The organism is Nostoc sp. ATCC 53789, from assembly GCF_009873495.1.
GTDB classification, from domain to species: domain Bacteria; phylum Cyanobacteriota; class Cyanobacteriia; order Cyanobacteriales; family Nostocaceae; genus Nostoc; species Nostoc muscorum_A.
On the sequence record NZ_CP046703.1, the window covers coordinates 1,308,448 to 1,330,567 of the forward strand.

20 protein-coding genes and 1 pseudogene are annotated in these 22,120 nt (G+C 43.1%); 8 read left to right on the forward strand and 13 right to left on the reverse strand.

Annotated elements, in window-relative coordinates:
- Positions 1 to 30 precede the first annotated feature (30 nt).
- The 3 genes from GJB62_RS05270 to GJB62_RS05280 form a co-directional block, all read right to left on the reverse strand.
- On the reverse strand, positions 31 to 885 hold the full coding sequence (locus tag GJB62_RS05270; RefSeq protein ID WP_114086210.1) for a uroporphyrinogen-III synthase: 855 nt from the start codon (positions 883 to 885) through the stop codon (positions 31 to 33).
- Between the two features lie 129 nt (positions 886 to 1,014).
- Positions 1,015 to 1,143: a hypothetical protein gene (locus tag GJB62_RS37945; RefSeq protein ID WP_280884925.1), complete on the reverse strand. Its 129-nt coding sequence runs from the start codon at positions 1,141 to 1,143 to the stop codon at positions 1,015 to 1,017.
- Between the two features lie 360 nt (positions 1,144 to 1,503).
- Positions 1,504 to 2,214, reverse strand: a complete 711-nt coding sequence (locus tag GJB62_RS05280) for a response regulator transcription factor (RefSeq protein ID WP_114086212.1) — start codon at positions 2,212 to 2,214, stop codon at positions 1,504 to 1,506.
- 386 nt (positions 2,215 to 2,600) lie between these two features.
- On the opposite strand from GJB62_RS05280, the pseudogene GJB62_RS05285 reads away from it, so the two are divergent.
- Together GJB62_RS05285 and GJB62_RS05290 are read left to right on the forward strand one after the other, a co-directional pair.
- Positions 2,601 to 2,756, forward strand: a pseudogene (locus GJB62_RS05285) (transposase); the annotation flags it as partial.
- Positions 2,757 to 3,067: 311 nt separating this feature from the next.
- A complete protein-coding gene (locus GJB62_RS05290) occupies positions 3,068 to 3,604 on the forward strand; it encodes a DUF1772 domain-containing protein (protein ID WP_114086213.1) in 537 nt (178 codons plus the stop codon).
- A 146-nt stretch (positions 3,605 to 3,750) separates the two neighbouring features.
- On the opposite strand, the gene GJB62_RS05295 is transcribed toward GJB62_RS05290, so the two are convergent.
- From GJB62_RS05295 to GJB62_RS05305, 3 genes are all read right to left on the reverse strand, one after another.
- On the reverse strand, positions 3,751 to 4,362 hold the full coding sequence (locus GJB62_RS05295) for a HEAT repeat domain-containing protein (protein ID WP_159402454.1): 612 nt from the start codon (positions 4,360 to 4,362) through the stop codon (positions 3,751 to 3,753).
- A gap of 62 nt (positions 4,363 to 4,424) precedes the next feature.
- Entirely contained in the window at positions 4,425 to 6,404 is a 1,980-nt protein-coding gene (locus tag GJB62_RS05300; RefSeq protein ID WP_114086215.1) for a DUF4157 domain-containing protein, read from the reverse strand.
- A gap of 301 nt (positions 6,405 to 6,705) precedes the next feature.
- A complete protein-coding gene (locus tag GJB62_RS05305) occupies positions 6,706 to 8,445 on the reverse strand; it encodes a DUF4157 domain-containing protein (RefSeq protein WP_114086216.1) in 1,740 nt (579 codons plus the stop codon).
- A 409-nt stretch (positions 8,446 to 8,854) separates the two neighbouring features.
- On the opposite strand from GJB62_RS05305, the gene GJB62_RS05310 reads away from it, so the two are divergent.
- Positions 8,855 to 9,511 (forward strand): DUF2301 domain-containing membrane protein, encoded by a 657-nt coding sequence (locus tag GJB62_RS05310; protein WP_114086217.1) that lies wholly within the window; start codon positions 8,855 to 8,857, stop codon positions 9,509 to 9,511.
- The gene (locus tag GJB62_RS05315; protein ID WP_114086218.1) at positions 9,511 to 10,200 is read left to right on the forward strand and encodes an ElyC/SanA/YdcF family protein; all 690 of its coding nucleotides are present in this window, start codon (positions 9,511 to 9,513) and stop codon (positions 10,198 to 10,200) included. Before GJB62_RS05310 ends, GJB62_RS05315 begins: the two co-directional genes overlap by 1 nt.
- Positions 10,201 to 10,314: 114 nt before the next feature.
- Here the strand turns inward: GJB62_RS05315 and GJB62_RS05320 are convergent, their stop codons facing one another.
- Entirely contained in the window at positions 10,315 to 11,451 is a 1,137-nt protein-coding gene (locus GJB62_RS05320) for an alpha/beta hydrolase (RefSeq protein WP_114086219.1), read from the reverse strand.
- A 165-nt stretch (positions 11,452 to 11,616) separates the two neighbouring features.
- Here GJB62_RS05320 and dprA point away from each other — a divergent pair, with 165 nt between their 5' ends.
- On the forward strand, positions 11,617 to 12,732 hold the full coding sequence (gene dprA, locus GJB62_RS05325) for a DNA-processing protein DprA (RefSeq protein ID WP_114086220.1): 1,116 nt from the start codon (positions 11,617 to 11,619) through the stop codon (positions 12,730 to 12,732).
- A 399-nt stretch (positions 12,733 to 13,131) separates the two neighbouring features.
- Entirely contained in the window at positions 13,132 to 13,344 is a 213-nt protein-coding gene (locus GJB62_RS05330) for a hypothetical protein (RefSeq protein ID WP_147262609.1), read from the forward strand.
- On the opposite strand, the gene GJB62_RS05335 is transcribed toward GJB62_RS05330, so the two are convergent.
- Both GJB62_RS05335 and GJB62_RS05340 read right to left on the reverse strand, forming a co-directional pair.
- Complete coding sequence (locus tag GJB62_RS05335) at positions 13,313 to 14,878, reverse strand: serine hydrolase (protein ID WP_114086221.1); 1,566 nt, start codon at positions 14,876 to 14,878, stop codon at positions 13,313 to 13,315. The genes GJB62_RS05330 and GJB62_RS05335 overlap by 32 nt on opposite strands.
- Before the next feature lie 173 nt (positions 14,879 to 15,051).
- Entirely contained in the window at positions 15,052 to 15,792 is a 741-nt protein-coding gene (locus GJB62_RS05340) for an RNA methyltransferase (RefSeq protein WP_114086222.1), read from the reverse strand.
- Between the two features lie 173 nt (positions 15,793 to 15,965).
- On the opposite strand from GJB62_RS05340, the gene thrB reads away from it, so the two are divergent.
- A complete protein-coding gene (gene thrB, locus GJB62_RS05345) occupies positions 15,966 to 16,880 on the forward strand; it encodes a homoserine kinase (protein WP_114086223.1) in 915 nt (304 codons plus the stop codon).
- 43 nt (positions 16,881 to 16,923) lie between these two features.
- Positions 16,924 to 17,433 carry a hypothetical protein gene (locus GJB62_RS05350; protein ID WP_114086224.1) on the forward strand — a complete coding sequence of 170 codons (510 nt, stop codon included), beginning with the start codon at positions 16,924 to 16,926 and terminating at the stop codon, positions 17,431 to 17,433.
- A 268-nt stretch (positions 17,434 to 17,701) separates the two neighbouring features.
- On the opposite strand, the gene GJB62_RS05355 is transcribed toward GJB62_RS05350, so the two are convergent.
- From GJB62_RS05355 to GJB62_RS05365, 4 genes are all read right to left on the reverse strand, one after another.
- Complete coding sequence (locus GJB62_RS05355; protein ID WP_159402451.1) at positions 17,702 to 18,238, reverse strand: ISAs1 family transposase; 537 nt, start codon at positions 18,236 to 18,238, stop codon at positions 17,702 to 17,704.
- A complete protein-coding gene (locus GJB62_RS05360) occupies positions 18,235 to 18,792 on the reverse strand; it encodes an ISAs1 family transposase (protein ID WP_114081705.1) in 558 nt (185 codons plus the stop codon). The genes GJB62_RS05355 and GJB62_RS05360 overlap by 4 nt, the downstream gene beginning before the upstream one ends.
- 327 nt (positions 18,793 to 19,119) lie before the next feature.
- A complete protein-coding gene (locus GJB62_RS36590; protein WP_167755973.1) occupies positions 19,120 to 19,284 on the reverse strand; it encodes a hypothetical protein in 165 nt (54 codons plus the stop codon).
- Between the two features lie 64 nt (positions 19,285 to 19,348).
- The gene (locus GJB62_RS05365) at positions 19,349 to 22,090 is read right to left on the reverse strand and encodes an S-layer family protein (protein ID WP_114085834.1); all 2,742 of its coding nucleotides are present in this window, start codon (positions 22,088 to 22,090) and stop codon (positions 19,349 to 19,351) included.
- Positions 22,091 to 22,120 lie beyond the last annotated feature (30 nt).

Consider the following 22,120-nt stretch of genomic DNA (forward strand, 5'->3'; position numbering starts at 1 on the left):
TGTGGTTGATTACTCTATATCCTGAAGTGCTTAGTGTGAATTGGAAGTGAGAGTAAAAAATTCTGCGATCGCTTCAGCAAATCCCTCAAATGAACTATAATCCCTAGACACGATGGAGACATTCACACCCAACTTCCGCGCATTAGCAGTTGTATAAGGGCCAAAACATGCAATAATGCAACCTTCATAGTCACTTTGCGAGTTGACCATTGTCAAAAAGCTTTCTACTTCCGCCGTGCTACTAAAGGCAATGACATCAATCATTCCTTGATGTATCAAGTTTAATTCAATACTATAGATACTTGTGTCTAAGCCCTGTGTAATATATGTGGGTACACGAGTTACTTCTATGCCCAATTGCTGCAAATCCGTAATTAAATTGGGTACAACATCAGGCTCAGGCAAACCAACAACTTCTGGTGCAGGTATCAGCACTTTTTTGTTATGAATTTGCGGAATTTTCGCTAATTCCGCCACAATTCCGGCTGGACTAGATTCTGTTGGAATTAAATCTACCTTGCCACAAAAAGACAATAGGCTTTCTGCATCTTTTCCCAAAGCACATAATTGACATTTTTCTACCACAGATACAGGAATATTTAAATCATTCATCCGGTGAAAAAATGCAGTGATGCCATTTCTACTTGTGAAGACAATCCAATCAAATTCAACTATGTGGTTGAGAGCAGTATCTAATTTAGTGTAGTTTGATAAATAGCAGGTTTCGATAGTAGGCATGAAAACAGGTAAACCACCTTGTTTGATAATTTGTTCAGATAACCTATAAGCATAATTTCTCGGTGCTGTTACTAAAATTCTCTTGCCATATAGAGGTAACTCTCTAGATGGAGTGAGTATGTTGAGTTGTTTTGATTGGGTGTGCATATTTGTTTATCAATAAATGATATAAGCTCAACCTTATCCAAAATCTGACTTTTCACGGCATCTGGAAAACCTCTCTCTAAATCTCTCTCCTAAGAGGCTACGGTGTACACACAAGTCTTAAAATTCCCCCTAGTACTTGGTTTCGTCATCTAGCTTTAGGTTGTGCGATGGCGTACCTGCCCGCCGGAGGCGATCGCTCTGGAAGCCTGTCCGTAGCGTTCGCGCAGCGTCTCGTAGAGAGGAGGAACGACGACGCAATCGCTTTAAGCAGGGGATTATGTGATTACTTCGCTCCGTTATCACTGCGCTCGTAATGACAATTTAAGGGGTCTATAACGTAACATCGTATCGAGAAGCATCCATTCCCAAGATTGCATTCCCCCGGTTATTCGGATCAACATCACCACAAATAGAACTATAATCCCTGGAGGTGCAGCCAGCGACCACAACCCAAATTCTTGGCAAATACGATTCCAGATTCCCCTTCTCATTTAATTTAGGATTTATTTTCCCTATATTTACAGCATATTTAAGGATGTATTCAAAACCTTTTCCCTTTAAGCGAACTGTATTGCTATGCCTCTAGCGTGTGGTCTATTTAGGTGAAAATAGCTGTAATTAATCAATTAAACCTTCTTCACGGGAACGAATTTCGGTGAGGATTCGCATATTCTTACCACTTTGTTTGCAGTCTTCAGGATACACCCCCAAAACATCCTGAATCTTCGTCCAGTAAGTACATACTGCTCGTTCCGATTTATACATTCTGTCTGCGATCGCCTTATCTGTCAAACTCTCTTCAAAAGCCAAACGCAACACATCCAACCATTCCGGCTTGAGTTCGATTCCTGTTTTGATGTCTTTTGTATGAGTTGCACCCTGAAGTGCTAAATTAACCCGCATGAGCATTTCATCTTCGGGTAATCCTTTATCTGCGATCGCAAACCCACCTTGATGATTATCAATCTCGTGTTTAATTCTGATTAACGCCTTCACATAACTAGTTTGCACTATGAAATTCTGATGGGGATATTCTTTAAGTAAAGTTTGCAACAGCTTAATTCCGGTATCAATTTCTGCTGTCTCCCCTTGGCGATCGGGAATTGATAAATCCATCACAATCAAGTCAAACTGGTAACATTGCACTTGAGAAAGTGTATCTTTTGCCGTCTGAGCCTTGATAATAATAGCTTCAGGATACTTTCGATTTAAGACATCAAGAGTACCAGTCAAAATTAATTGGTGGTCATCGACAACAAGAATACCGAGCTTCTTTTCCACTGCTAAATGCCCATAAAGTTGATGTTCTTTCAAACTTTTCATCACCATATTTTTATCCAAATTAAAAGTTTTTTTAAGCTTTACTACTCAATACTTAGCCATTCAAGTAATATTTAAAATCAGCACTCTTTTAAATGTCCTCTTTAAAGTCTCCGCCTATTTTAATTGGAGATGAATGTCCTACATATACAGAAAAGTGCAAATAATGCTGAGAGGAGATTGTTCATCACTACTCAATACTTTTCGGTTAAACCCAATAATCTCTCTTTTGGTCTGGGGAAGGGTTAAAGGGCAATGGGGAAAGGGAAATTCAAACCCTTTCCCTTTCCCCTTTCCCCCTTAACCGAAAAGTATTGCATCACTACTAGCTTATTTTCAATTCATGCACTGAGAAGGTTCTGGGGATCTGGATATTTTAGTATGATTTTTTGACAATGACAAAACCCGCAGATGTCAGCACCAAACTCTTAATTAGCCTTGCACCCGACAACTGGGTGAGATGGGTAACTCAAATTCCCAACATTACAGTTGAAGAAATTCTCAACTCAGAATTTCAATGGATAAGTAGGGAAAGTAATGTTTTAATGAGGTAAAAAAACTTATGGACTGGATAGATTTTTTTCTAGTAGTCTGCCAACCCAAAAATGCTGCGTGATGCCTGGGGAAAGGGTAAGGGGTAAGGGGTAAGGGATTTGAAACCTTTCCCCCTTCCCCTTTCCCCTTTACCCCGCCAAGTTCACTTGGCGAACTACTAGCCTGGTTAGCAAACCTATATTAGGGCTATCTTTTTTTACATTATCATTAGTAAGTGTGGAGCAAAGGCACTCGTTTCCCATACAGATAGAACAAAGGTGATCGTCCTGTAAGGACGGGGCTTCATACCCATTTTTTCGGTGAGGCGATGCTGCAACATCTGATAACTCAACAATATTATTTCGCATTAAAGCTTTTCTCGGCACTGGGCTGCGGGCTGATAGCCGGAGTTTTCTTCGCCTTCTCGACTTTCGTGATGAACGCCCTTGCTCGGCTGAAACCGCCACAGGGCATTACCGCTATGCAATCCATCAATATCACGGTAATCAATCCATTTTTTATGACAGCGTTTTTGGGAACGGCTGCGGCTTGTATCTTTCTTTTAATCTCCTCGCTATTAAAGTGGCATCAACCCGGTGCCGCCTACTTGCTTCTCGGCAGCTTGCTCTACCTCGTTGGTACATTAGGCGTGACAATAGTTTTCAATGTACCGCTCAACGAAGCCCTGGCGAAAGTCGAGCCGGATAGTACTGAAGGTGCGAGCCTATGGTCTAGCTACCTGACCAACTGGACAATCTGGAATCACATTCGGACGGTAGCGGCGCTAGCAGCAGCAACATCGCTCACCATCGCGCTTTGTTTGGGTTCAAGAATCGTAGAGGGAATCGATAATACGGTTAGGTAACTCCGCTACTAATGGGTAAAGTAGGTCGGCGAAATTAAAGCTAACTGGCTAAGGCTGTCATTTGTTCTTTGTCATTGGTCATTAGTAAGGATTTTAAGCCTATTTACGTTTCGTAGCAGACTTAGTTTTTTGTGACTAATTAGTAATTATTTGCTCAACCATTCCTGCCATTTTTGAGCAGCCTTGTCACGTTCTGCTTTTTGGCCTGCGGGATCATAACTTCCCAAACTCTGCCATAACTGATTCCAGTCTTGCCCTTGGGGTAGCTTACTCACTACAGCCTTAACAATCAAAAAAGCCCGCTCACGAGTGAGATCGTTTGGTGCTTGCAAAAGAGGAATTACCAAAGGTAAAACTTCTTTTCCGCCTCGCATTAAAGGATACATCGAAGCTGTGTAGGGATTGTGCAGAATGTCAGGGTAATCATCAAGGGTAGCGACCAAAGCGGATAATGAGCGTTTATCTCCTAATTGGTGTAGGGCAGTGGCAGCACGGGCACGCACTTCTGGATTAGTGTCATGGGTGGCTTGGAACAAAGCATCGGCACTAGCGGGATCGGCAATTTCGCTCAGTCCCTCGGCTGCAAGCCGACGGGTACGGGGGTTGGGATTAGTCAAGGCTTCCAATAAAACCGGGGTAGCTTTTTTGCCTAAACGGATCAATTCACCTAGTGCTAAAGCGCTGGTGTCTTGATCTGTGGAGTAGAGACGTGTTTTGATCTGCTCCATAGGTGTCGCGGTAGCGTCTTGATTATTCATATACAAATTTCCTCCGATGGCCAGCATCACAACTATCACGAATATTCCTATTGTTCTCAAGATCAAGGTGTCCCTCCTCCCCCTGCTGGTGCTGCTGGTGCTGCTGCTGGCACATGCTGAAAGCTCAAGACAACTCGGCGATTACCCCGACGATTCGCTTCTGTATCTTGGTTAGTTGTGGCATCAGGGGTAAAGTCTTCGGTTGAACCAGAGCCGATAGTAACAGCACTAATTTGAGCTTCAGCTACACCCTTAGCACGCAGGGCTGCTCCCACTGCCTGCGCTCTGCGTAGAGATAGATCGAGGTTGTGCTGAGATGCGCCGCCGCGCCTGTCAGCGAAGCCTTCAGGAGTTACTTTGACATCAGGGAATCGCCGCAGGTAATCTAAGAATGTATCAATCTTACCTGTTTCGCTGGAACTCAGTTGGTCGCTGTCGAAATCAAAGTAAAAAATGACTGGTTCGTGTACGTAAAAATCTTGATGCTTCTGCAAAGCTGCATCGAAGGTAGCAGATTGACCATCCTGTGCTGATGCATGATCGTTCTCAACTTTGCCAGCACGGATTTGGAAGCCCCAATGAAGCGCTCCATAAGTTGTCATGGTGTCTTCTCCCTTAGCCACCGTCTGAAAGTCGAAATTAAACTCACCAGCCCCTCCGGGAGCATCGGTTAGTTCTGCTGCTTTGATATCAGTGGGGTCATCGGAGCGTTTGTAACCAATAGTTGCTCCGCTTGCACCACTAGAAGAGGGTCGTGAAAGTCCAGGGGTTGCGGGATTGGGTTGGGCTGGGTCGTTGCCAAAGGGGTACTGGGCAGGTAATGCACTTCCGGCTGCGGCATTGGTTCCTGTACCACCGTGGGCAGGTGCATCATTATGCAGCGCATCAGTGAAATATCCGCCCTCAACTCCCGTGGTGGCATCAGCAGTGGTACGGAGGCTAGCACCACTAGCAGCAGGTAAAGACTGAGGTTCGACATTTGTACCTGTAGCATTTGTCAGACGCACAATCTGAATCAGTCCAATCTGGTTAGAGTAGGGGGCAGTGGTTTTGGGTTTGAAACGAATAGTAATCGGTAGACTCGCGCCGTTTGGTGTGGCATTTACTTCAAAAATACCGTGTGTCAGGTCGTATGTGGGGTTAATTGCCCGTTGAATCAATTTTCTCTGGGCTGTCCCTGTCTGCTGCACCACATGAGTCAGTTCATGGGCGGTTAATGCATCATTACCTGGTGACTTACCCGCACCAAAGAAAATGTTTTGCTGGTGCGTAAATGCCTGGGCATTTAAATCCTGATTCATTTGCACCGATTGAGTGCCTGTATGTACCCGTACTTGACTAAAATCTGTACCAAAGCGGGGTTCCATAAAGGAGCGCACGGCATCTGGTAATGGGCTTCCTCCACCTTCACTGCTGTTTAGCCGACTCTCAAAGTTATCCCCAGTTTGGAAGCTGTCATTGGTAGCGAGTTGTAGCGATCGCTTAGTTTGTAATTCTTCTTCTGGTAAAATCTCTCTTTGGATGGGTGCATTAATAAGTTTAGTTTGTAACTCCTCTTCCTCTTCTGGCATTGCCTCCCGTTGCACTAAGGGAGTTATGGCAGAGGCTAGAGGCTTAGTTTGCACTTGGTCTTGAGTCTGTGTATTCTGCAATCCTATTGGCTCTGGTTCAGCCATTCGCATAACCTGATCGGCAACTTGATCGGCTTCCTGCTCATAATGATCGTCTGGCGCACCAACCGTGAGTTTTGCCTGGGGACGATGCAAAGATATGCGACTAATATCATGACTAAGGGGCTGTTTGACGGCTTCTGGTTCCAAGAATTGCTCATTAGCAGACTGCACTTCTTGAAGCTCAGTTGATGCCTCAGTTAGTCTTTGGATTGGAGGATTATTTGTTTGTAAACCAAAGCCACGCATTGGAGAAGCCAGTGTGGGAATAGTTGATAAGGCAAGGGACGGATTTAGAACAGTGGATATACCTGCTTTTTGGCGCTGAACTATGCGTAGATGCCCAGAAGCTTGTTGTCCGTCATTGCTCATATCACCCTTCCTTCATTTATGGTTCAACCAAGGCATATTGATAATACACATCATAAAATTTATCTGATTGCGATCACTATGGACTTAAGTGGAAATTATCTCTTCCATACGTGAAGCTTAGATGGCTTTAATAAGCTGCAATCAAGTGACCATCACATAGCATCATAATCATTTGTGAAAGTTACAGATCCCAACTTCTCAAAAAAGTCGGAAATCTGTGACTGTCAATGAAAATTCCTTCTTCACTATTTAGCAATTATTTTGAGCGTTTTAGGAACTTTTCTGCTAGGTAAAGTCAAACCTAAAAATAGGAATTATCGTCCGGCGTACCGTTCCATTTTGCAATATTAAATACAGGTGTTCCATCGACTAGAATATACAGAGGGAAATCTCCTTGTGTTGTATTGCCATCCCAATTCCAGTCAGTAGAGTAAATGTGTTCTCCATGACCATTGTTGCCTGCATGGTTAATTGTCGGGCCGCTACCTGTCAAATTGATGGATAACGAATCACCGTAGCCAATGGACATTGAAGAACCCCGACGCATACTTCCACCTCGGAATTGTCTAACATCCATCTCTTGACCCCTACTAGGCGGATCTAAGTTCGGGATTTGAGCTGCATCACTACTTAATTGCAGAGTTTCCTTGATAAAAGTTCCTCTAATATTGCTAAACCCAACTGCTCCAACAGTACCAATTGTATCTGCGGTGTGATCTCCACTGTCTGACCAAATAAATTCTACATTGTCTGTTGTTTTTTGGTTTGTATTAAGTAGTGTTTCAATCTGCAACTGAACTTCTGCCTTTACAGCTTCCAAAATGGCTAAATCCAAAGTGCCACCAGATTGATTAGGTGAATCTGATGCAGTTGGTGCTGGAGCTGCTGGAGTTGGGGTTGGAGCTGGGGTTGGGGTTGGAGCTGGGGTTGGAGCTGGGGCAGTTCCTTGAGTCGGTGGAGCTAGGGGTACATCAGGATGCTGTCGTTTCCAGTGACTCACATAGGCATTAATTAGACGATATTGGGTAATCAACTGTAGTTTTTGTTTGTCTACAGGTGACATATATCCATTATCTAGTTGAACGCTTTGAACACCGCTTTGTCCAGGAGCAAGCGCACCTCCTACCTGTGCAGCAGCTTGTCCTGCTTGAATAGTTGCTGCTGCTATGGTTGCTGCTGCTGCTCCTGATTCAGTTGCCAGACTAGCACCCCAAGCACCGATCGCACCAATTACTGGTAGAGCATTTTGTACAATTGGCTTTTGCTGAACTGCCTTGCTTACAGTTCCGTCTATTTTCTTGGCTTGAATAGACTCTTTCGTGATTGCATCAGGGCTTGCTGCTGCCTTATTACCTAGTACATCAGCTTCTGCTTCCAAAGCTTGGTCTTGCACAACTATGGAATTCCCTTCTCCAGGTAGTTTTGGGATATTAACCCGTCCCTGTCGTTGTTGTACTACATGGCTTAATTCATGTCCAATTAGAGCTTGACCAGATTGACTTTCTGGATCGTACTTTCCCTGAGCAAAATGTAAATTATTACCAGATGCGAAAGCCTGAGAACCTAGCTTTTCTGCTTGACCATCCGTATGAATTTTTACATCTGATAAATCTGCATTAAATGCTGTCTGCATCTTTGCTAGGACAGGTTCTGGAAGATTTTGTCCACCACTAGGAGTCACAACATCGGCTCCATAAGAGGCGTTTTTTATACCACTTCCCTGAATAACTGCATTTTCTAATCTATTAATCACGCCTTCGGTGAATGCTTTTTGTGGACGCAATGACATACGACTAATGTCATGACTCAGAGGCGATTGTTTGATTGGTTCAGATTTTACTCCTTGCTCATCAGCAGACTGCACCTCTTGAAGGTCTGTTGATGACTTACTTATTGTTTGGGAGCCAAAGCCGCGTATCGGGTTCGCCAGCGTTGGAATACTTGGTGAGGCAAGGGATGGATTCAGAAAAGTGGATGTATTTGCTTTCTGATGTCCAGCCGTACCGGGACGCAAAGTGGCTTGTCTTTGGACATTGCTCATCTCATCTTTCCTCCATCAATAGCCTAACTACAGCATAATGCTAAGACACAGGATACAATTTGTCTGTATCAAATCCTTATGGACTTTAGTATAAATTTCCGATTCTATACTTGATATCAATCCTGTCCATATCCATTGCCTTCCCTCATTCTCAAGTATATTTTTGAGTCAAATCATACAATTTAATGATTGCGATCACCTAGTGTGCCGTAGGCAATCGCTATGGACTTAAGTGGAAAGTATTCTGTAATGCGATCGCTCATCTCACTTTTAGCTATACTAAGTACGACAAAAATTACTTAAAACTTTGTGATTGTGCCACAAAGTTGGTTTCATTATCGATAATAAAAGTAACCCTTCAGCAATTTCCCATTGTACTCTATTAGTAAATCGTAACAATATTTTAACTATGACTACGCAAACACTACCTCCACCAGAAGTTTATCAAGGTCAGTTTGGGGAATTTACAATTACTCAGAGCGATCGCACTGGCGTAATTATCTACCGTGCTGGCTTAATGGTAGCAGCAGTCAGCTTTGCGATAGGCAGCGCTTTGATTTTGTTCAACAATAACCCGACTGTTGTAACTGCACTTACACCTTTATATGCTTGTTTTAGTCTCGCTCTTGGTGTAAGTTTATTTACCATTCATATCTACATGGCATCACTGCATCGAATGTTGCAAATTTTTTGGGCGATCGGTAGTATGGCATCAGTTATTCTGGCAATTTCTAGTACTGAACCTTTAGCTCTGACTGTTTACAATCAGCCTCTTACCTTATTTGGGGTTGGTTTTATTTTTGTTGCTTTGACAGGGATTTATTTTAAAGAGGCTTTTTGCTTCAATCGTTTAGAAACTAAAGTATTAACCCTAATAGTACCGCTACTGTTATTAGGACATTTGGTGGGAATTTTACCAACTCAGGGCGAAAGTGTTTTATTAGGAATTTGGGCAACGTTGTTTTTGGTATTTGCCCTGCGAAAGACAGTGCAAGCAATTCCTGCTGATATTGGAGATAAATCTGTATTTACTTACTTGGAAGAACAACGTCTAGCTAAAATTTAATGCAGGCAAAAAACCGTCGGCGTAAAAATTTTCCAAAAATCAAACTAATAAAACGCCAAGAAATGTGGACACTTACGGCTCAGGGGTGGGCGATTGCGATCGCTTTGATTGCTTATTTAATATTTTTCGTTATTACTCATGTACACTCATTTCTCGCCGTGACTTCCCCGATCAAATCAGCAGAAGTATTAGTTGTTGAAGGATGGCTACCAGATTATGCCATACAACAAGCTTTAACTGAATTTAAAAACGGTTCTTATAATCTAGTAATTACTACAGGAGGATCGATAGAAAAAGGAAATTATCTTAGCGAATACAAAAGCTTTGCAGAAGTATCAGCCGCTACCTTCGAGAAACTCGGTTTAGAATCGGAGAAGGTAGTAGCTGTTCCGACACCAAACGTAATCAAGGATCGTAGTTATGCCTCTGCTGCTGAATTTGATCGCTGGCTATCCGATTCCAATTTAAAGCTAAAATCAATTAATGTTTTTTCTTTGGATGTTCACACCCGTAGAAGTTGGTTCCTATTCAGAAAAATACTTACACCTCAAGTCCAAGTTGGTGCGATCGCAGCTAGAACTCATGATTACGATCCAAACAAATGGTGGGTTTCTAGCCAAGGTGTGCGGACAATTCTTGATGAAGGCATCGCTTATATTTACGCGCGATTTTTGAATTGGAAAGCCTAAAGGTGATAATTCGTAATTCGTAATTCGTAATTTCGAGTTACGAACTACGAATTATGTTTAGATAAACGTAACTTTGGTAGGTGGTTTTACTATGGAAAATTAGACGACATTATATTATTTTTCCAGGATTTGTAATAATGCTTGTCGATAAATTTTTAGACCCTCAGCATTGAGATGGTCGCCATCACTCGTCAAATTCTCTTTAAGAACATTATTCTCATACAATGGTGCTAGCCCTGCTGCTGCAACTGGCACTTTTTCTTTTTCAGCGACTTGATTAATCAGAACATTAATTTGTTCAACTTTAGGAAGTGGGGCTGATACAGTTGGATCTAAGCTGGCTGCAACTGTTGAATAAAAAGCCGGAATCAGAAAAATCTCTTTATTTCCCATTGTTCTAACAAGTGCGATCGCTTCTTGGAGATTTTTGCTAAACAATTCATCACTAATTCCATACCAAGCATCATTCCCACCTACGGCAATAATAGCTTTTTCGCATTTAACTTTAGTAGGAATTAAACTTTTCAATTGTTCCAGTAAAGAGATTGTGCTTAAGCCATTTAACCCAAAATTAAAAGTGCCACTCCCAAGGGTATTACCAAGCCCCGCCGAAATAGAATCGCCAAATAAGCAACCTGAAAACTGTTTATCTTGGGCGGCGAGTATTTGATATTGCAGTGCAATTTTCCCAAAAGGTGAAGAACTTACATTATCTTTTGGTAGTGCATTAGCAGAATTAGAAGAGGAATTTGCTAGTCCAACTAGCTTAGAAATTTTTGACACATCAACAACTAGTTGATTACTAGGATATGCTTCTAAAAAGCTGATTAATCCTAGACCTTCTGGTGATTTTGCTCCGATGATGAGGGCAGAACGTAGGGCTTGTGTACTGGCTTGATCGCGACGAGCGATCGCACCAGAAGCAAAAGATAAAATTTGCTTGCCCATTCCTGTATTTATCAGCTTATCTAAAGCCACAATATCAAGCGACATTTTCACTTGAAGGGCTTCTTGAAACTTCTCTTTCTCTTTAGCGCTGAGGTAATCTAAGAAAGATTGCAAATCGCTAGAAGCCTTTTGTTTCTCGCCATAGTTGCGTATATCTGCCACCGGGATTGATTGCTCAAACAACCCGTATCTGACAGTAACTTTCTCGGCTGCCAAACTAGGCAATAAACCAAGACCACTATGCACCAGTAAAAATATTAAGCACCCAGATAGGCTTATTAAAAGACGATAAAAATATTTCATCACAGAAGATCAGAAGATAGATAGTCAATAGTTAATAGTCAAGAGTCAAGAGTCAAAAGTCAAGGGGTTAGTCATTTGTCATTAATTCTTCCCCTGCTCCCTCATCCCCCTCAACAGCCAAGCCCAATTTGGGAATACTCAATCCAGTGGCATGAGGACAGAACGGTGGTGGAAGAAGGCGCATATTGGATAGCTTGGGCGCAAATTTCGGGAATTGGCCCGGTATTATTGCGACGGCTGCAACAGCATTTTGGCACGCTGGCAACAGCTTGGAACGCTACCAAGGTAGAGTTAGGAGAAGTGGAGGGTTTTGGTTTTCAGACACTAGAAAAAGTAGTACAACAGCGATCGCGTTTGCACCCAGAACAACTATTCACCAAGCATCAGCAGGAAAATTCCCATTTCTGGACACCAGCAGATGCAGATTATCCCCGCTTACTGCTGGAAACTCCCAGTCCACCGCCGATTTTGTACTATCGCGGTGAAGTTGAACTTCAAGAAAATCTCGGACAAAAACCGATGGTTGGTATTGTCGGCACACGCCAACCTTCAGAATATGGCATCCGTTGGACTCGCCAAATTAGTACAGCTTTAGCTAAAAATGGCTTTACAGTTGTTTCTGGGATGGCAGAGGGAATTGACACAGAAAGCCACAGTGCTGCAATGAAAGCAGGTGGACGCACGATCGCAGTTTTGGGAACTGGTGTAGATGTGATCTATCCACATAAAAATCGGGATTTGTACAAGCAAATTTTGACGGCTGGTTTAGTTGTGAGTGAGTACCCCACAAAAACCCCACCCGATCGCACGCACTTTCCCCGCCGCAACCGGATTATTGCAGGTTTAAGCCGCGCTATCTTGGTAATGGAAGCGCCATTAAAATCTGGTGCGTTAATTACTGCTACATACGCAAATGAATTTGGCAGAGATGTCTATGCCTTACCTGGAAGAGTGGACGATCATCCATCTCAAGGATGCTTAAAGTTACTGAGTCAGGGAGCTTCTTTGATTGTCAAGGAATTGGATGAATTGTTAACAATGCTGGGAGCAATACCACAAATTGATGGAGTCGAGGCTTCCACAGCGCCAGAAAAGTTAATGCCAACTTTATCGCCAGAATTGCAAACGGTAATGGATGCGTTTACAAGTGATGCTTTACCCTTTGATTTTATTGTCCAACAAAGCGGCATGGCTGCTGGCTCAGTTTCGGGTGCTTTGTTGCAGTTGGAACTTATAGGTTTAGTTTCGCAATTACCAGGGATGCGGTATCAAAAAAGTTAAGAGTTAAAATTTCCTAATTTTGTCCACACCCAACCTTTAGGCAATTCTATTAATTTAAATTTAACTTCTTCCTCTGTGTCCTCTGTGCCTCTGCGGTTTATAAATCATTTATTTAACCACAGAGGCGCAGAGAACTATAGAGATAAGTATCATGGTTTCCTGCCGCATCAGCAATGCCGAAGTCTAATGACCAATAACTAATCAATTCATAAGTTCATAAGAACAATTGTTGCAATGATTTAAACGTTTCTTATACATGGAAGAGTATTTGTTGCAAAGTATTAAGCATTTGCTACAACTGATTATACCTTTGCAAGAAATACTTAAGCGTTTCTTATATATGGAAGAATATTTGTTGCAAACGTTTGAATTTTGACAATTAGTGTTTGAATTTGAGCAATGACTATTTGGTTGATAGTTTCGGGTATAGCAATCCTATTTGATTTGCAAACAGAAATTGTCACTTCAATTGCGATCGCCAGTCTCTACGGACTATACTTTGTGGTTTTAATTCAGTGCAACGCCTGCATACCGCTAGTTCTCCCAGCCCCGTATGTTATCCAACGATACGCCCACCTACTTATCTTTGAGGGTAATACTGAGGATTCATAACTGGAGACTGATAACCATTTGCCGGTACAGTACTTCCCATCCCATTAGGTACAGGACTGATAACAGGGGGCTGATAACCACTCATAGGTACAGTACCTGTCGTACTGTTGGGTAAAGCAGGATTCCCAATTTGGGGCTGATAACCATTTGCGGGTATAGTGCTTGTGGTACTGTTGGGTGTAACAGCATTTTGGCTAAACTCTTGGTAGGCAGCACGAGAAATTGAGCTAATCAGTTTTTCGGCGCGAGGGTCGTTTTCGGGGCGTTGTACCATGACGGTAGCTATATAGCGCTTGCCAGTGGGAACAACAATTAAACCTGTATCTGCCAGCATAGTCCCGATATCGCCCGTTTTATGGAATGCTCTTGCGCCTGTTCCCAAACCCGATGGTAGTAGAGTGTCCCTTTGGGTGCGACGCAAGATATCGAGCATGAGATCGCGTGATGGCATACTGACTAAATTTCCCTGACTCACAATAGCCATCAAATTCGACAATTCTTTGGGACTAGTAGTATTTGTCCCTTGCAAATCTGGCAAAATATTACGAATTGTTGTGGTTGTCAATCCCCAAGTGCGGAAACGCTGGTTTAACGCCTCCATCCCTCCTAGCCGAGCAATCAGCATATTTGTCGCCGTGTTATCGCTGATTGTAATCATTTTAGTGACGACTTCCAGGGCATTGTACTTGGTTCCGGCTGGTTTTGACCCCATATCTCCAGAACCGCCAGCTACCATATCCTGTTGCATGGTCAGCATTTCATCAAGGCGAATTTTCCCCGCATCCACATCCTGGAAAAAGGCAAGTAGAATCGGCACTTTAATTGTGCTAGCTGCTGGAAAACTGGTAGAGCCGTTAACATCCACGTAATTACCAGTGTCCAAATCTACCAAGAAAACACCGGGTGCAAGATTTGGGTAGTTCGCTGCCAAATTTTGCACGGCATTTTTCAAAGAGATAATTTCCTGAGATAGATATAAGCTCGAAGATGCAGTTGGGGGAGCTTGGGTAGATTGTGGCTGCGATCGCGCCACATTACTATTAGATTGAGGTGTAGAAGTTGTACTAATGCGATTAGCCGGGTCTAATACTGACAACACCGTGCCCACAATTGCACCCATTCCAACACCCACTATCAACAAGCGCACAACATACAACATAGTTTTGGCCATTGGCTTTAATCGCGTTTTCCGCGATGAACGCAGGCCTCTTTTTGGCTTTTCCATCCGCACTGTTTTCACCATTACAGCACCTGGTCGAAAGGGAGGAATTTTCCCCTTTACAGTTGGTATTGGTTTTACTGCCGTTGGCATGACTAATCCCGATTTTACCCTACGTGTAGCACTAGGGGTTGGGGGGGGAGCAACGCGATTTTTGGAGCGTGCTAGCGCCGCTTCTCGTCCATTGGCAGCTTGCTGCTGGCTATTAGCTTTAACTTTCTTTTGCGCCACTTTTTGAACTTTTTGTGGACGTTGGCGGCGATTTAGGGGTTGTCGCCGCGAGAAAGCTGTTAGTTCGTCACTTGACTCTGACACAGTTACTCCTTGTGACCGACTTGACTGTTTTCTTGCAGACTCCTGACCCAAAACTTAATCTTTAAGCAATATTAATACTCAAATTCCACTTTGCCACTAAGTAGCATTTTTGTGTTTAGTTTAAGCCATATTAAATATTTGGGGGGGTGATTGCGTATATATTAAACGAATAATTATAAGTTTTCACCATCCCCCTGGTTTTTCAAAGCCCATTCTACCTGCTGCAAAATTCCTCGCAGCATAGCTACTTCCCTAGTTTTCAGGTGAGCGCGATTATATAGTTGGCGAAATTTTCCCATGCGACTAGCTGCTGTATGGGGATATACATAACCAATTTTCAGTAATAGTGATTCTAATTGTTGGTAGTATCCCTCTAAAACATCTAAGGGTGCGAGTTCAGTTTGGGTTATGGTCTGAGTGTCAAATTGTTGGGCAGATTGTGACAATTCATAACAACAGATTGCCACAGCAGTAGCTAAATTCAAGGCTACATAATCTTGACTAGTGGGAATACCAACAAACCTCTGGGCATAATTTAATTCTTCATTGCTTAATCCCCGGTCTTCCCTGCCAAAAATCAGCGCTGTGGGCTTTTCTGGTTCCTCTAGTAACCAGGGTAGTGCAGTGCGGGGGTTTTCTAAAGGTGTTTCTAAACTGCGAACGCGACCGGTTGTAGCGATCGCTCGTACACATCCATGCAATGCTTCTGGTAGGGTTGCCACTAATACGGCAGATTCTATAATTTCCTGAGCGTGAACAGCCATCATCAAAGCTTCCGTCGAGAGCGGATCGCATTGGGGGTTCACTAATACTAAATTATATAACCCGAAATTTTTCATTACCCTGGCGATCGCCCCGATATTTATCGGCCCAGCTGGTTCTACCAACACAATTCTTAATCCAGCCAAGCCCATTTTTTGCCTCCTGCAATCGCACCATAAAATATTTTTAGGCTAACTCTCAGCGTTGTAGTTCTGCTGAAGAGTTTTCTTGAAATCATTTTACCTGTTTGACGCACTCACCCCTAGAAAGGATGGAATTCAACCACTTATATGAGATGCTGATTGATGATTAGTGAGTTTTACCAATGTCTGTTGTTTCTGCCATCACTGTTACTGTTCCCGCCACAACTGCTAATTTGGGGCCTGGTTTTGATTGCATCGGTGCAGCTTTAAAGCTGTACAACGAGTTCAAATTTACTCGCCTAGAAGAAGGTGGGCTAATTATTCATGTCACTGGTACGGAAGCTGAACGAGTCCAAACTGATGAAAGCAATCTCCTTTACCAAGCGTTTGTCAAATTCTATCAACATATAGAGCAAACGCCGCCAACTGTGAAAATAGAGATTAAGTTAGGTGTCCCACTGGCGAGGGGTTTGGGTAGTTCGGCGACAGCGATTGTGGGCGGATTAGTTGCTGCAAATCAACTTGAGGGTGCTACTCTTTCTCAGTCGCAGGTGATGGAGTTAGCGATCGCAATGGAAGGACATCCTGATAATATAGTGCCAGCTTTGCTGGGAGGGTGTCGTCTGGCTGCTACCAGTGGCACAGCTTGGGAAATTTGTGATGTTCCCTGGCATAAAGATGTTGTACCAGTTGTAGGTATTCCTAATTTTGAACTTTCCACTTCAGAGGCGCGGGGCGTTTTGCCAACTGAGGTGAGTCGCGCTGATGCAATTTTCAATACGGCACATTTGGGGTTACTGTTGCGCGGCTTGGAAACTGGTAACGGACAATGGTTAAAAACAGCTTTGCAAGATAAATTGCATCAGCCCTATCGCAAAGCTTTGATTCCTGGTTATGATGCTGTCAACATCGCAGCTGTTAGTGCTGGTGCTTATGGTATGGTAATTAGTGGTGCGGGGCCGACACTGTTAGCTTTGGCGGATAAATTACACTCAAAGGCTGTGGAGGCGGCGATGTTAGCTGCTTGGCAAGAAGAAGGAATTACAGCCGAGGTGCGATCGCTTTCTCTCGATACCCAAGGCGCAAAAAGCTTTTAAGATTTTATTCAGCACTTAAAACTCAGCACTTAAAACTCGATTTATGGAGCAAATTCAGGCTGAAATGGCGGCGCTTAACTCTCAAATTGAAATTCTTTTAGAAGAACGCGCTGCACTCACTATTAATAATGTCATCTCTAGCGAGAATGATTCACCCCAGGCAATGGTTGAAGCATATCGCCGTCAAGCCAGGGAAAATGCCCAATTATCAGTTGAACTCCAGGGCATTGATGCTGCGATCGCAGCTTTGGAATTCCAGATCAAACAAAAACAAGGTAAGTTAGTGCGATCGCAAGTTGCATCAAAACAACTTATCCAACAGCAGGAGTTAGAAGAAGCGAAAGAAGTGGCACAGGTTCATGCTCAACGCATTAATCAACTGGCTGGGGAATTGGCGGCAGAAGTCCGTTTTCTTAAAGCTTGTGCCAATGAACTGAGTCCAATGTATTGGCAGATTTATTACAAGCCTTTCATTACTGGGTTCAAAACAATCTCCGTTCCTTATGTCCGCTCTGATTTAGAAGTGTGGACAATTGTCAACCGGATTGTTTAATTCTGTGAACAACAGCATTAAGCGAAAACACCTCTAATTTGCATAACCAAATTTCATCAAACTTTTGTGGTTTATACCAATTTAATATGAAGTTGCACATATCTTGATGCCCCTAAATCCCCCTTAAAAAGAGGGACTTTGATAGATGTTTTTCCGGTTCCCCCCTTTATTAAGCTACCGTGTACACACAAATCATCTGATCCCCCTAAATCCCCCTTAAAAAGGGGGACTTGAAGAAATTTCCCCCCTTTTTAAGGGCAGGGCTGATTCATTCCACAAGGGCAAGGAGTTTGTCAATATCATGAGATAGAAATCTGTGAGCAATTGTTATAGAAGCATAACTATTGCGGCGAATGATGTTGAGTGCGATTGCTCTGGTAATGGAAAGATTTGCCGGAGCATTACCCATACGGATTGTGGAACTATCTTCTTTGAAAACAACATCTTTCACCCAGTGGAGGCGATTTTCGATACCCCAATGACCGCGAATACCGATAGCAAATTCTTTAGCTGTACCGAGCAGACTGCTAATATAACAGACAATTTCGTGATATTTTTTGCCTTTTCTTGTTCCAACTCTTTCCACTCTAATTAAAGAGTTTATCCCTATCCATTTTGGATCAATTCCCTTGATCTCATGGAATACTTCTACAGTACGTGTTGTCAATCTATCTCTAATTTTCTCTGTCTCAACTATACGACTTGTTGGTTTTCTCAGAGCAGCAATGCGTTGAATATGGCTATGTAGTTTTGGCTGATTATTTTTAACTGCAATGACGTAATCGTTACAACTTTTTATAATCATCTCACAAGTTTTTTTTGGCAATGTAAGGAATCAAAGCTGAAAACCACACCTTGTAGATCCATTGCTGTAATTAAATCTTGTACAACCTGGATTTCGCTTTTATCATGGTTTTCAAATTTTTTCATCCCGACGACCAGCCCTCTTTTACAAGCAAATACTGATACTATGCTGACAAAATTTTGCTGAGATGAATTGTAGTCTTTCACCGTCCCCTTAATACTTTTCCCATCCATAGCACACCATTCTAATTCTTCTATTTCAACATAACTTTTAGCCCAATCATTGAATTTTTCCGCCAGCTTATCAAACTCTACTCCCATCACTACACGTCGGATAGTTGAATAAGATGGAACTCCATGTTTTTGGATACCAAATTTCTTTATTAATACCCGACTATGCCTATTCACAAAATCTCCCCACCCACGATATCCCACATATCCATTCATAGTGCCCATTATTACAAACAATAAAACCAACCAAAGTGGATGTCTTCGACCATCTTTTGTCCTAAAGTCTTCCACTTGCTTTAACTGTTCGATTAGATTCGCACCCATAATTTTTATCCCCTAAACACTTGCTATTTTACAGGTTTTAGGGGATGAATCAGCCCTGCTTTTTAAGGGGGGTTAGGGGGGATCGAAACACTGTTAGACAACTTTATAAGACTTGTGTGTACACCGTAGCCTTTATTAAGGGAGCCAGCGCGGTCTTCTCCCAAGGGGAGACGCTAAAAGCGATGGGGTTTCCCCCGCCGCAGGATGCGCGAAGCGCTGTAGTGGAGCGACTGGCGTGGGCTAGGGGGGATCGAATTCTATGCAGCTTCATAAAAAATTGGTATTAGGCATCTTACCTGCCCATGATTGCAAATTTAGGGTTCTCCCTTAATAGTCATTGTCAGCTACACAAATTCCTTTACATTTAATACCGTTCGTAGCGGTGCGCTGACAATGAGAACAGAGAACTTTTTCATTTTCTGTTTCTTGATTTATCTCTATACTGGTGCTTGCCTGTAAATCATCGTTTTCTGTCTGGAGTTTTACAGTCATAAATCACAACAAATCTGCCAATATATCGGTTATCTCATCAGTCTAACTTCTGCCCATTACCATCTTAACTCTTGGGAACAGCAGCACAGTTTAATGCCTGTTGCACCTGAACGGGAGATTTATTTGTTATTAACTCAATTTTGCCGTCAGCATTGCGATGCCAAGAAGTGGCTTGGACAAGAACCTCTGAGGATGGGGGAATTTGGGCTTGTAGTGGCTGTGTTTTGCGATATGCAGAGATGTCGCGGATATCAGACCAAGTGCGATCGCTCCTAATTTCCTGAGTTGGATTTTGCGGCACACCACCCCGTCCTGTTGCCACAAAAGTACTACCTTGGTTTGCAGAACAACCACTGGCTATTTGTTGAGATGAATCGATGACATTTGCTGGTAGTTCAACTAAGCCAGAATTTGGATCGACACCGATAGTATTAACTTGAACAGTGCCACTTACCCCAAATTGTGAACTGGCGGTGATATCACTATCGGTAGTGAGTTGGTCACGGAATTCCAATCCGAAGATGCCTTGAGTAGTGATTTGGATGTTGCCGCCTTGTCCGAGTACAGCATTTGCTGAAATGTCACTGTTTTCTGTTGGGACAGCGATAATAGACCCTGCACTAATATCAATGTTGCCTCCTGTAGAAGCACCACGAGCATTAGTGATGATGCTACTGCCACGCCGCAACAAGAGAAAATCACTTGCTTGGAGACGGATGTTACCACGACTACCTCCATTCACTTCAGCTCGCAGGTTTGCTCCATTATCCAAAAAGATATTACGAGCGTTAATATTGAGATTACCCGCATCCCCTGTTCCAGAATTGCTGACGGTAATTTCCGCCCCATCACGAACACTCAAGCTGTCAGCTGTGATATTTACTGACCGAGCAGTAAAGGCATTTGCTGAGGATGCAGTGATAGTACTGGGCAGTATCCGACCATCAGCTAAAGGTTGAGAGATGCCCTGCACATCAATATTATTAACCCGTAAATTAACACTGCCAGCAGATCCTTGTCCCAAGCTGGATGAGGTGATCTGTCCACCGTCGAAAACACGCAGGCGTTCAGCTTGCAGGTTAATATTTCCACCCTGACCAACTCCATCCTTCGCTACTGCAACAGTGATACCACTAAATGTATTGCTAAAACTATCGATCGCAGGGTCGCTGACTTCTACATCTTTTGCATAAATCTCGATATTTCCAGCTTTGCCAGTACCTGATAGCGCACTAGATATAGCCCCACCATCTGCTACTTGCAAACGTCCAGTGTCGATCGTGATATTGCCGCCTGAACCTTTTGCAAAACCTTGAATTGCACTGATGACAGCACCAGTCAACCCAGAAGGTGTGACCCCCTTAATTTCGAGACTCTCAGCAGATCGGATCGAGATGTCCCCTGCATTGCCAGTAGTAATGGACTCAAAACCAGGAAAGTTAAAGCCAAGGATATCTGTACTGATGCGACCTCCGTTGAGCAGACGAACTCGATCTGCCTCAATGGTGATCCTGCCACTATTATTCCTGTTACCACCATTTACCAAAGTAGTAATAGCGCTAGGTCGGAAATTAGCAATACCAGTAAAAGGAGAAAGAAATGGGTTGTATCCGTTCACTTCCACATCTTTAGCACGAACAGTAATATTTCCAGTACTAGTATCGTTGATTGGGGTTGACTGAAAAGTTGAAAAGTCAAAGGCAAAGCCATTATTAATGGACTGTAACCAAGCTCCATTCAGAATCCGTAAACGTTCAGTTTCAATGTTAATGTCTCCTGCTTTTGCCCCAGTTCCCGATACACTAGTGAATAATCCAGGGGTGTCATAATTCTCTGGGACAGAGGCTCCCAATAAATCTACAAATTCCGTTGTTTTGACGGTGATACCCTGCCCTTGTCCAAAATTACCAGTAGCAGAACTAATTCCTGAACCATCGGCAACGGTCAAACCCCGCCCTCGAATGTTGATTGCTCCGCCATTAATCCCACTTGTATCGATGAGTGAAGATTGTCTGAGCGAAACTGTTCCCCAGTCAGCCAAAGCAGGGCTAGTTAGTTGCAATCCAGCTTGATTATTCAAACCAACCTCAGCATTCCGCAATGCCCATAATTCAACTCTTCCGTCAGGATTAGCAAGGCTGGTTTGATTGATGTCGATTTCACTACCCACCAACGCCACAGTTTTAGCCTTGAACATTTGTGATGGGCGAAAAAAGAAATTGAGTGCTGGGGTTCCTTGGGTGCGAATGGTTCCGGCATTGGCTCCAAGTTGCAATCCAACTGGCACACTCATAGTTAATAAGGCCGGTGGTGCGGCATCATTGGCATTAAACTTGAATCCGTCCGCAAATTTTATGCTCTCGGCAGTAGTCCCAACAAATGACCCACTAATATTTAAGCTGGCATTAGAGCCAAAGAGAATGCCGCTAGGATTAAGGAGAAATAGACTAACAGGGTTGGTGCTATTAAGAGTCTGAATCAAGCCATCTATATTAGAAACACTACCCCCTGTGACTCGGCTGAAAATTGTGGAGATGTTCGGGGTGTTAATTAAATTGAATGTGGCTGAACCACCAGTGGGAACAGAAAACTGCCCAAAGCTGTGAAAGAGATTACTGTCTGCGGCACTACCATTGGTAATCGTGAAATTATTGCCATTTTGGGAAACGGTGGTGTTGAGACTGCCATCTGAGGTGATTTGAGCATTGACAGAGCCACTCCAAAGAAATATTGTTCCTAATGGCAATAGCATGACACTTGTCAACATTCCATTAACCAAACCCAATCCAACAGAGCGTGTTTTCATCACTTGGTCTCATTTCATCTAAGTTTCATT

Excerpts from the sequence above, each read along its gene's own strand:
- GJB62_RS05290 (WP_114086213.1), top strand. The coding sequence starts at position 3,068 with ATGCTGCAACATCTGATAACTCAACAATATTATTTCGCATTAAAGCTT.
- GJB62_RS05310 (WP_114086217.1), top strand. The coding sequence starts at position 8,855 with ATGACTACGCAAACACTACCTCCACCAGAAGTTTATCAAGGTCAGTTT.
- GJB62_RS05270 (WP_114086210.1), bottom strand. The coding sequence starts at position 885 with ATGCACACCCAATCAAAACAACTCAACATACTCACTCCATCTAGAGAG.
- GJB62_RS05350 (WP_114086224.1), top strand. The coding sequence starts at position 16,924 with ATGGAGCAAATTCAGGCTGAAATGGCGGCGCTTAACTCTCAAATTGAA.
- GJB62_RS05315 (WP_114086218.1), top strand. The coding sequence starts at position 9,511 with ATGCAGGCAAAAAACCGTCGGCGTAAAAATTTTCCAAAAATCAAACTA.
- GJB62_RS05355 (WP_159402451.1), bottom strand. The coding sequence starts at position 18,238 with ATGATTATAAAAAGTTGTAACGATTACGTCATTGCAGTTAAAAATAAT.
- GJB62_RS05305 (WP_114086216.1), bottom strand. The coding sequence starts at position 8,445 with ATGAGCAATGTCCAAAGACAAGCCACTTTGCGTCCCGGTACGGCTGGA.
- GJB62_RS05300 (WP_114086215.1), bottom strand. The coding sequence starts at position 6,404 with ATGAGCAATGACGGACAACAAGCTTCTGGGCATCTACGCATAGTTCAG.
- GJB62_RS05320 (WP_114086219.1), bottom strand. The coding sequence starts at position 11,451 with ATGAAATATTTTTATCGTCTTTTAATAAGCCTATCTGGGTGCTTAATA.
- GJB62_RS05295 (WP_159402454.1), bottom strand. The coding sequence starts at position 4,362 with ATGAATAATCAAGACGCTACCGCGACACCTATGGAGCAGATCAAAACA.
- GJB62_RS05340 (WP_114086222.1), bottom strand. The coding sequence starts at position 15,792 with ATGGGCTTGGCTGGATTAAGAATTGTGTTGGTAGAACCAGCTGGGCCG.
- GJB62_RS05365 (WP_114085834.1), bottom strand. The coding sequence starts at position 22,090 with ATGAAAACACGCTCTGTTGGATTGGGTTTGGTTAATGGAATGTTGACA.
- thrB (WP_114086223.1), top strand. The coding sequence starts at position 15,966 with ATGTCTGTTGTTTCTGCCATCACTGTTACTGTTCCCGCCACAACTGCT.
- GJB62_RS36590 (WP_167755973.1), bottom strand. The coding sequence starts at position 19,284 with ATGACTGTAAAACTCCAGACAGAAAACGATGATTTACAGGCAAGCACC.
- GJB62_RS05330 (WP_147262609.1), top strand. The coding sequence starts at position 13,132 with ATGACTATTTGGTTGATAGTTTCGGGTATAGCAATCCTATTTGATTTG.
- GJB62_RS05280 (WP_114086212.1), bottom strand. The coding sequence starts at position 2,214 with ATGGTGATGAAAAGTTTGAAAGAACATCAACTTTATGGGCATTTAGCA.
- GJB62_RS05360 (WP_114081705.1), bottom strand. The coding sequence starts at position 18,792 with ATGGGTGCGAATCTAATCGAACAGTTAAAGCAAGTGGAAGACTTTAGG.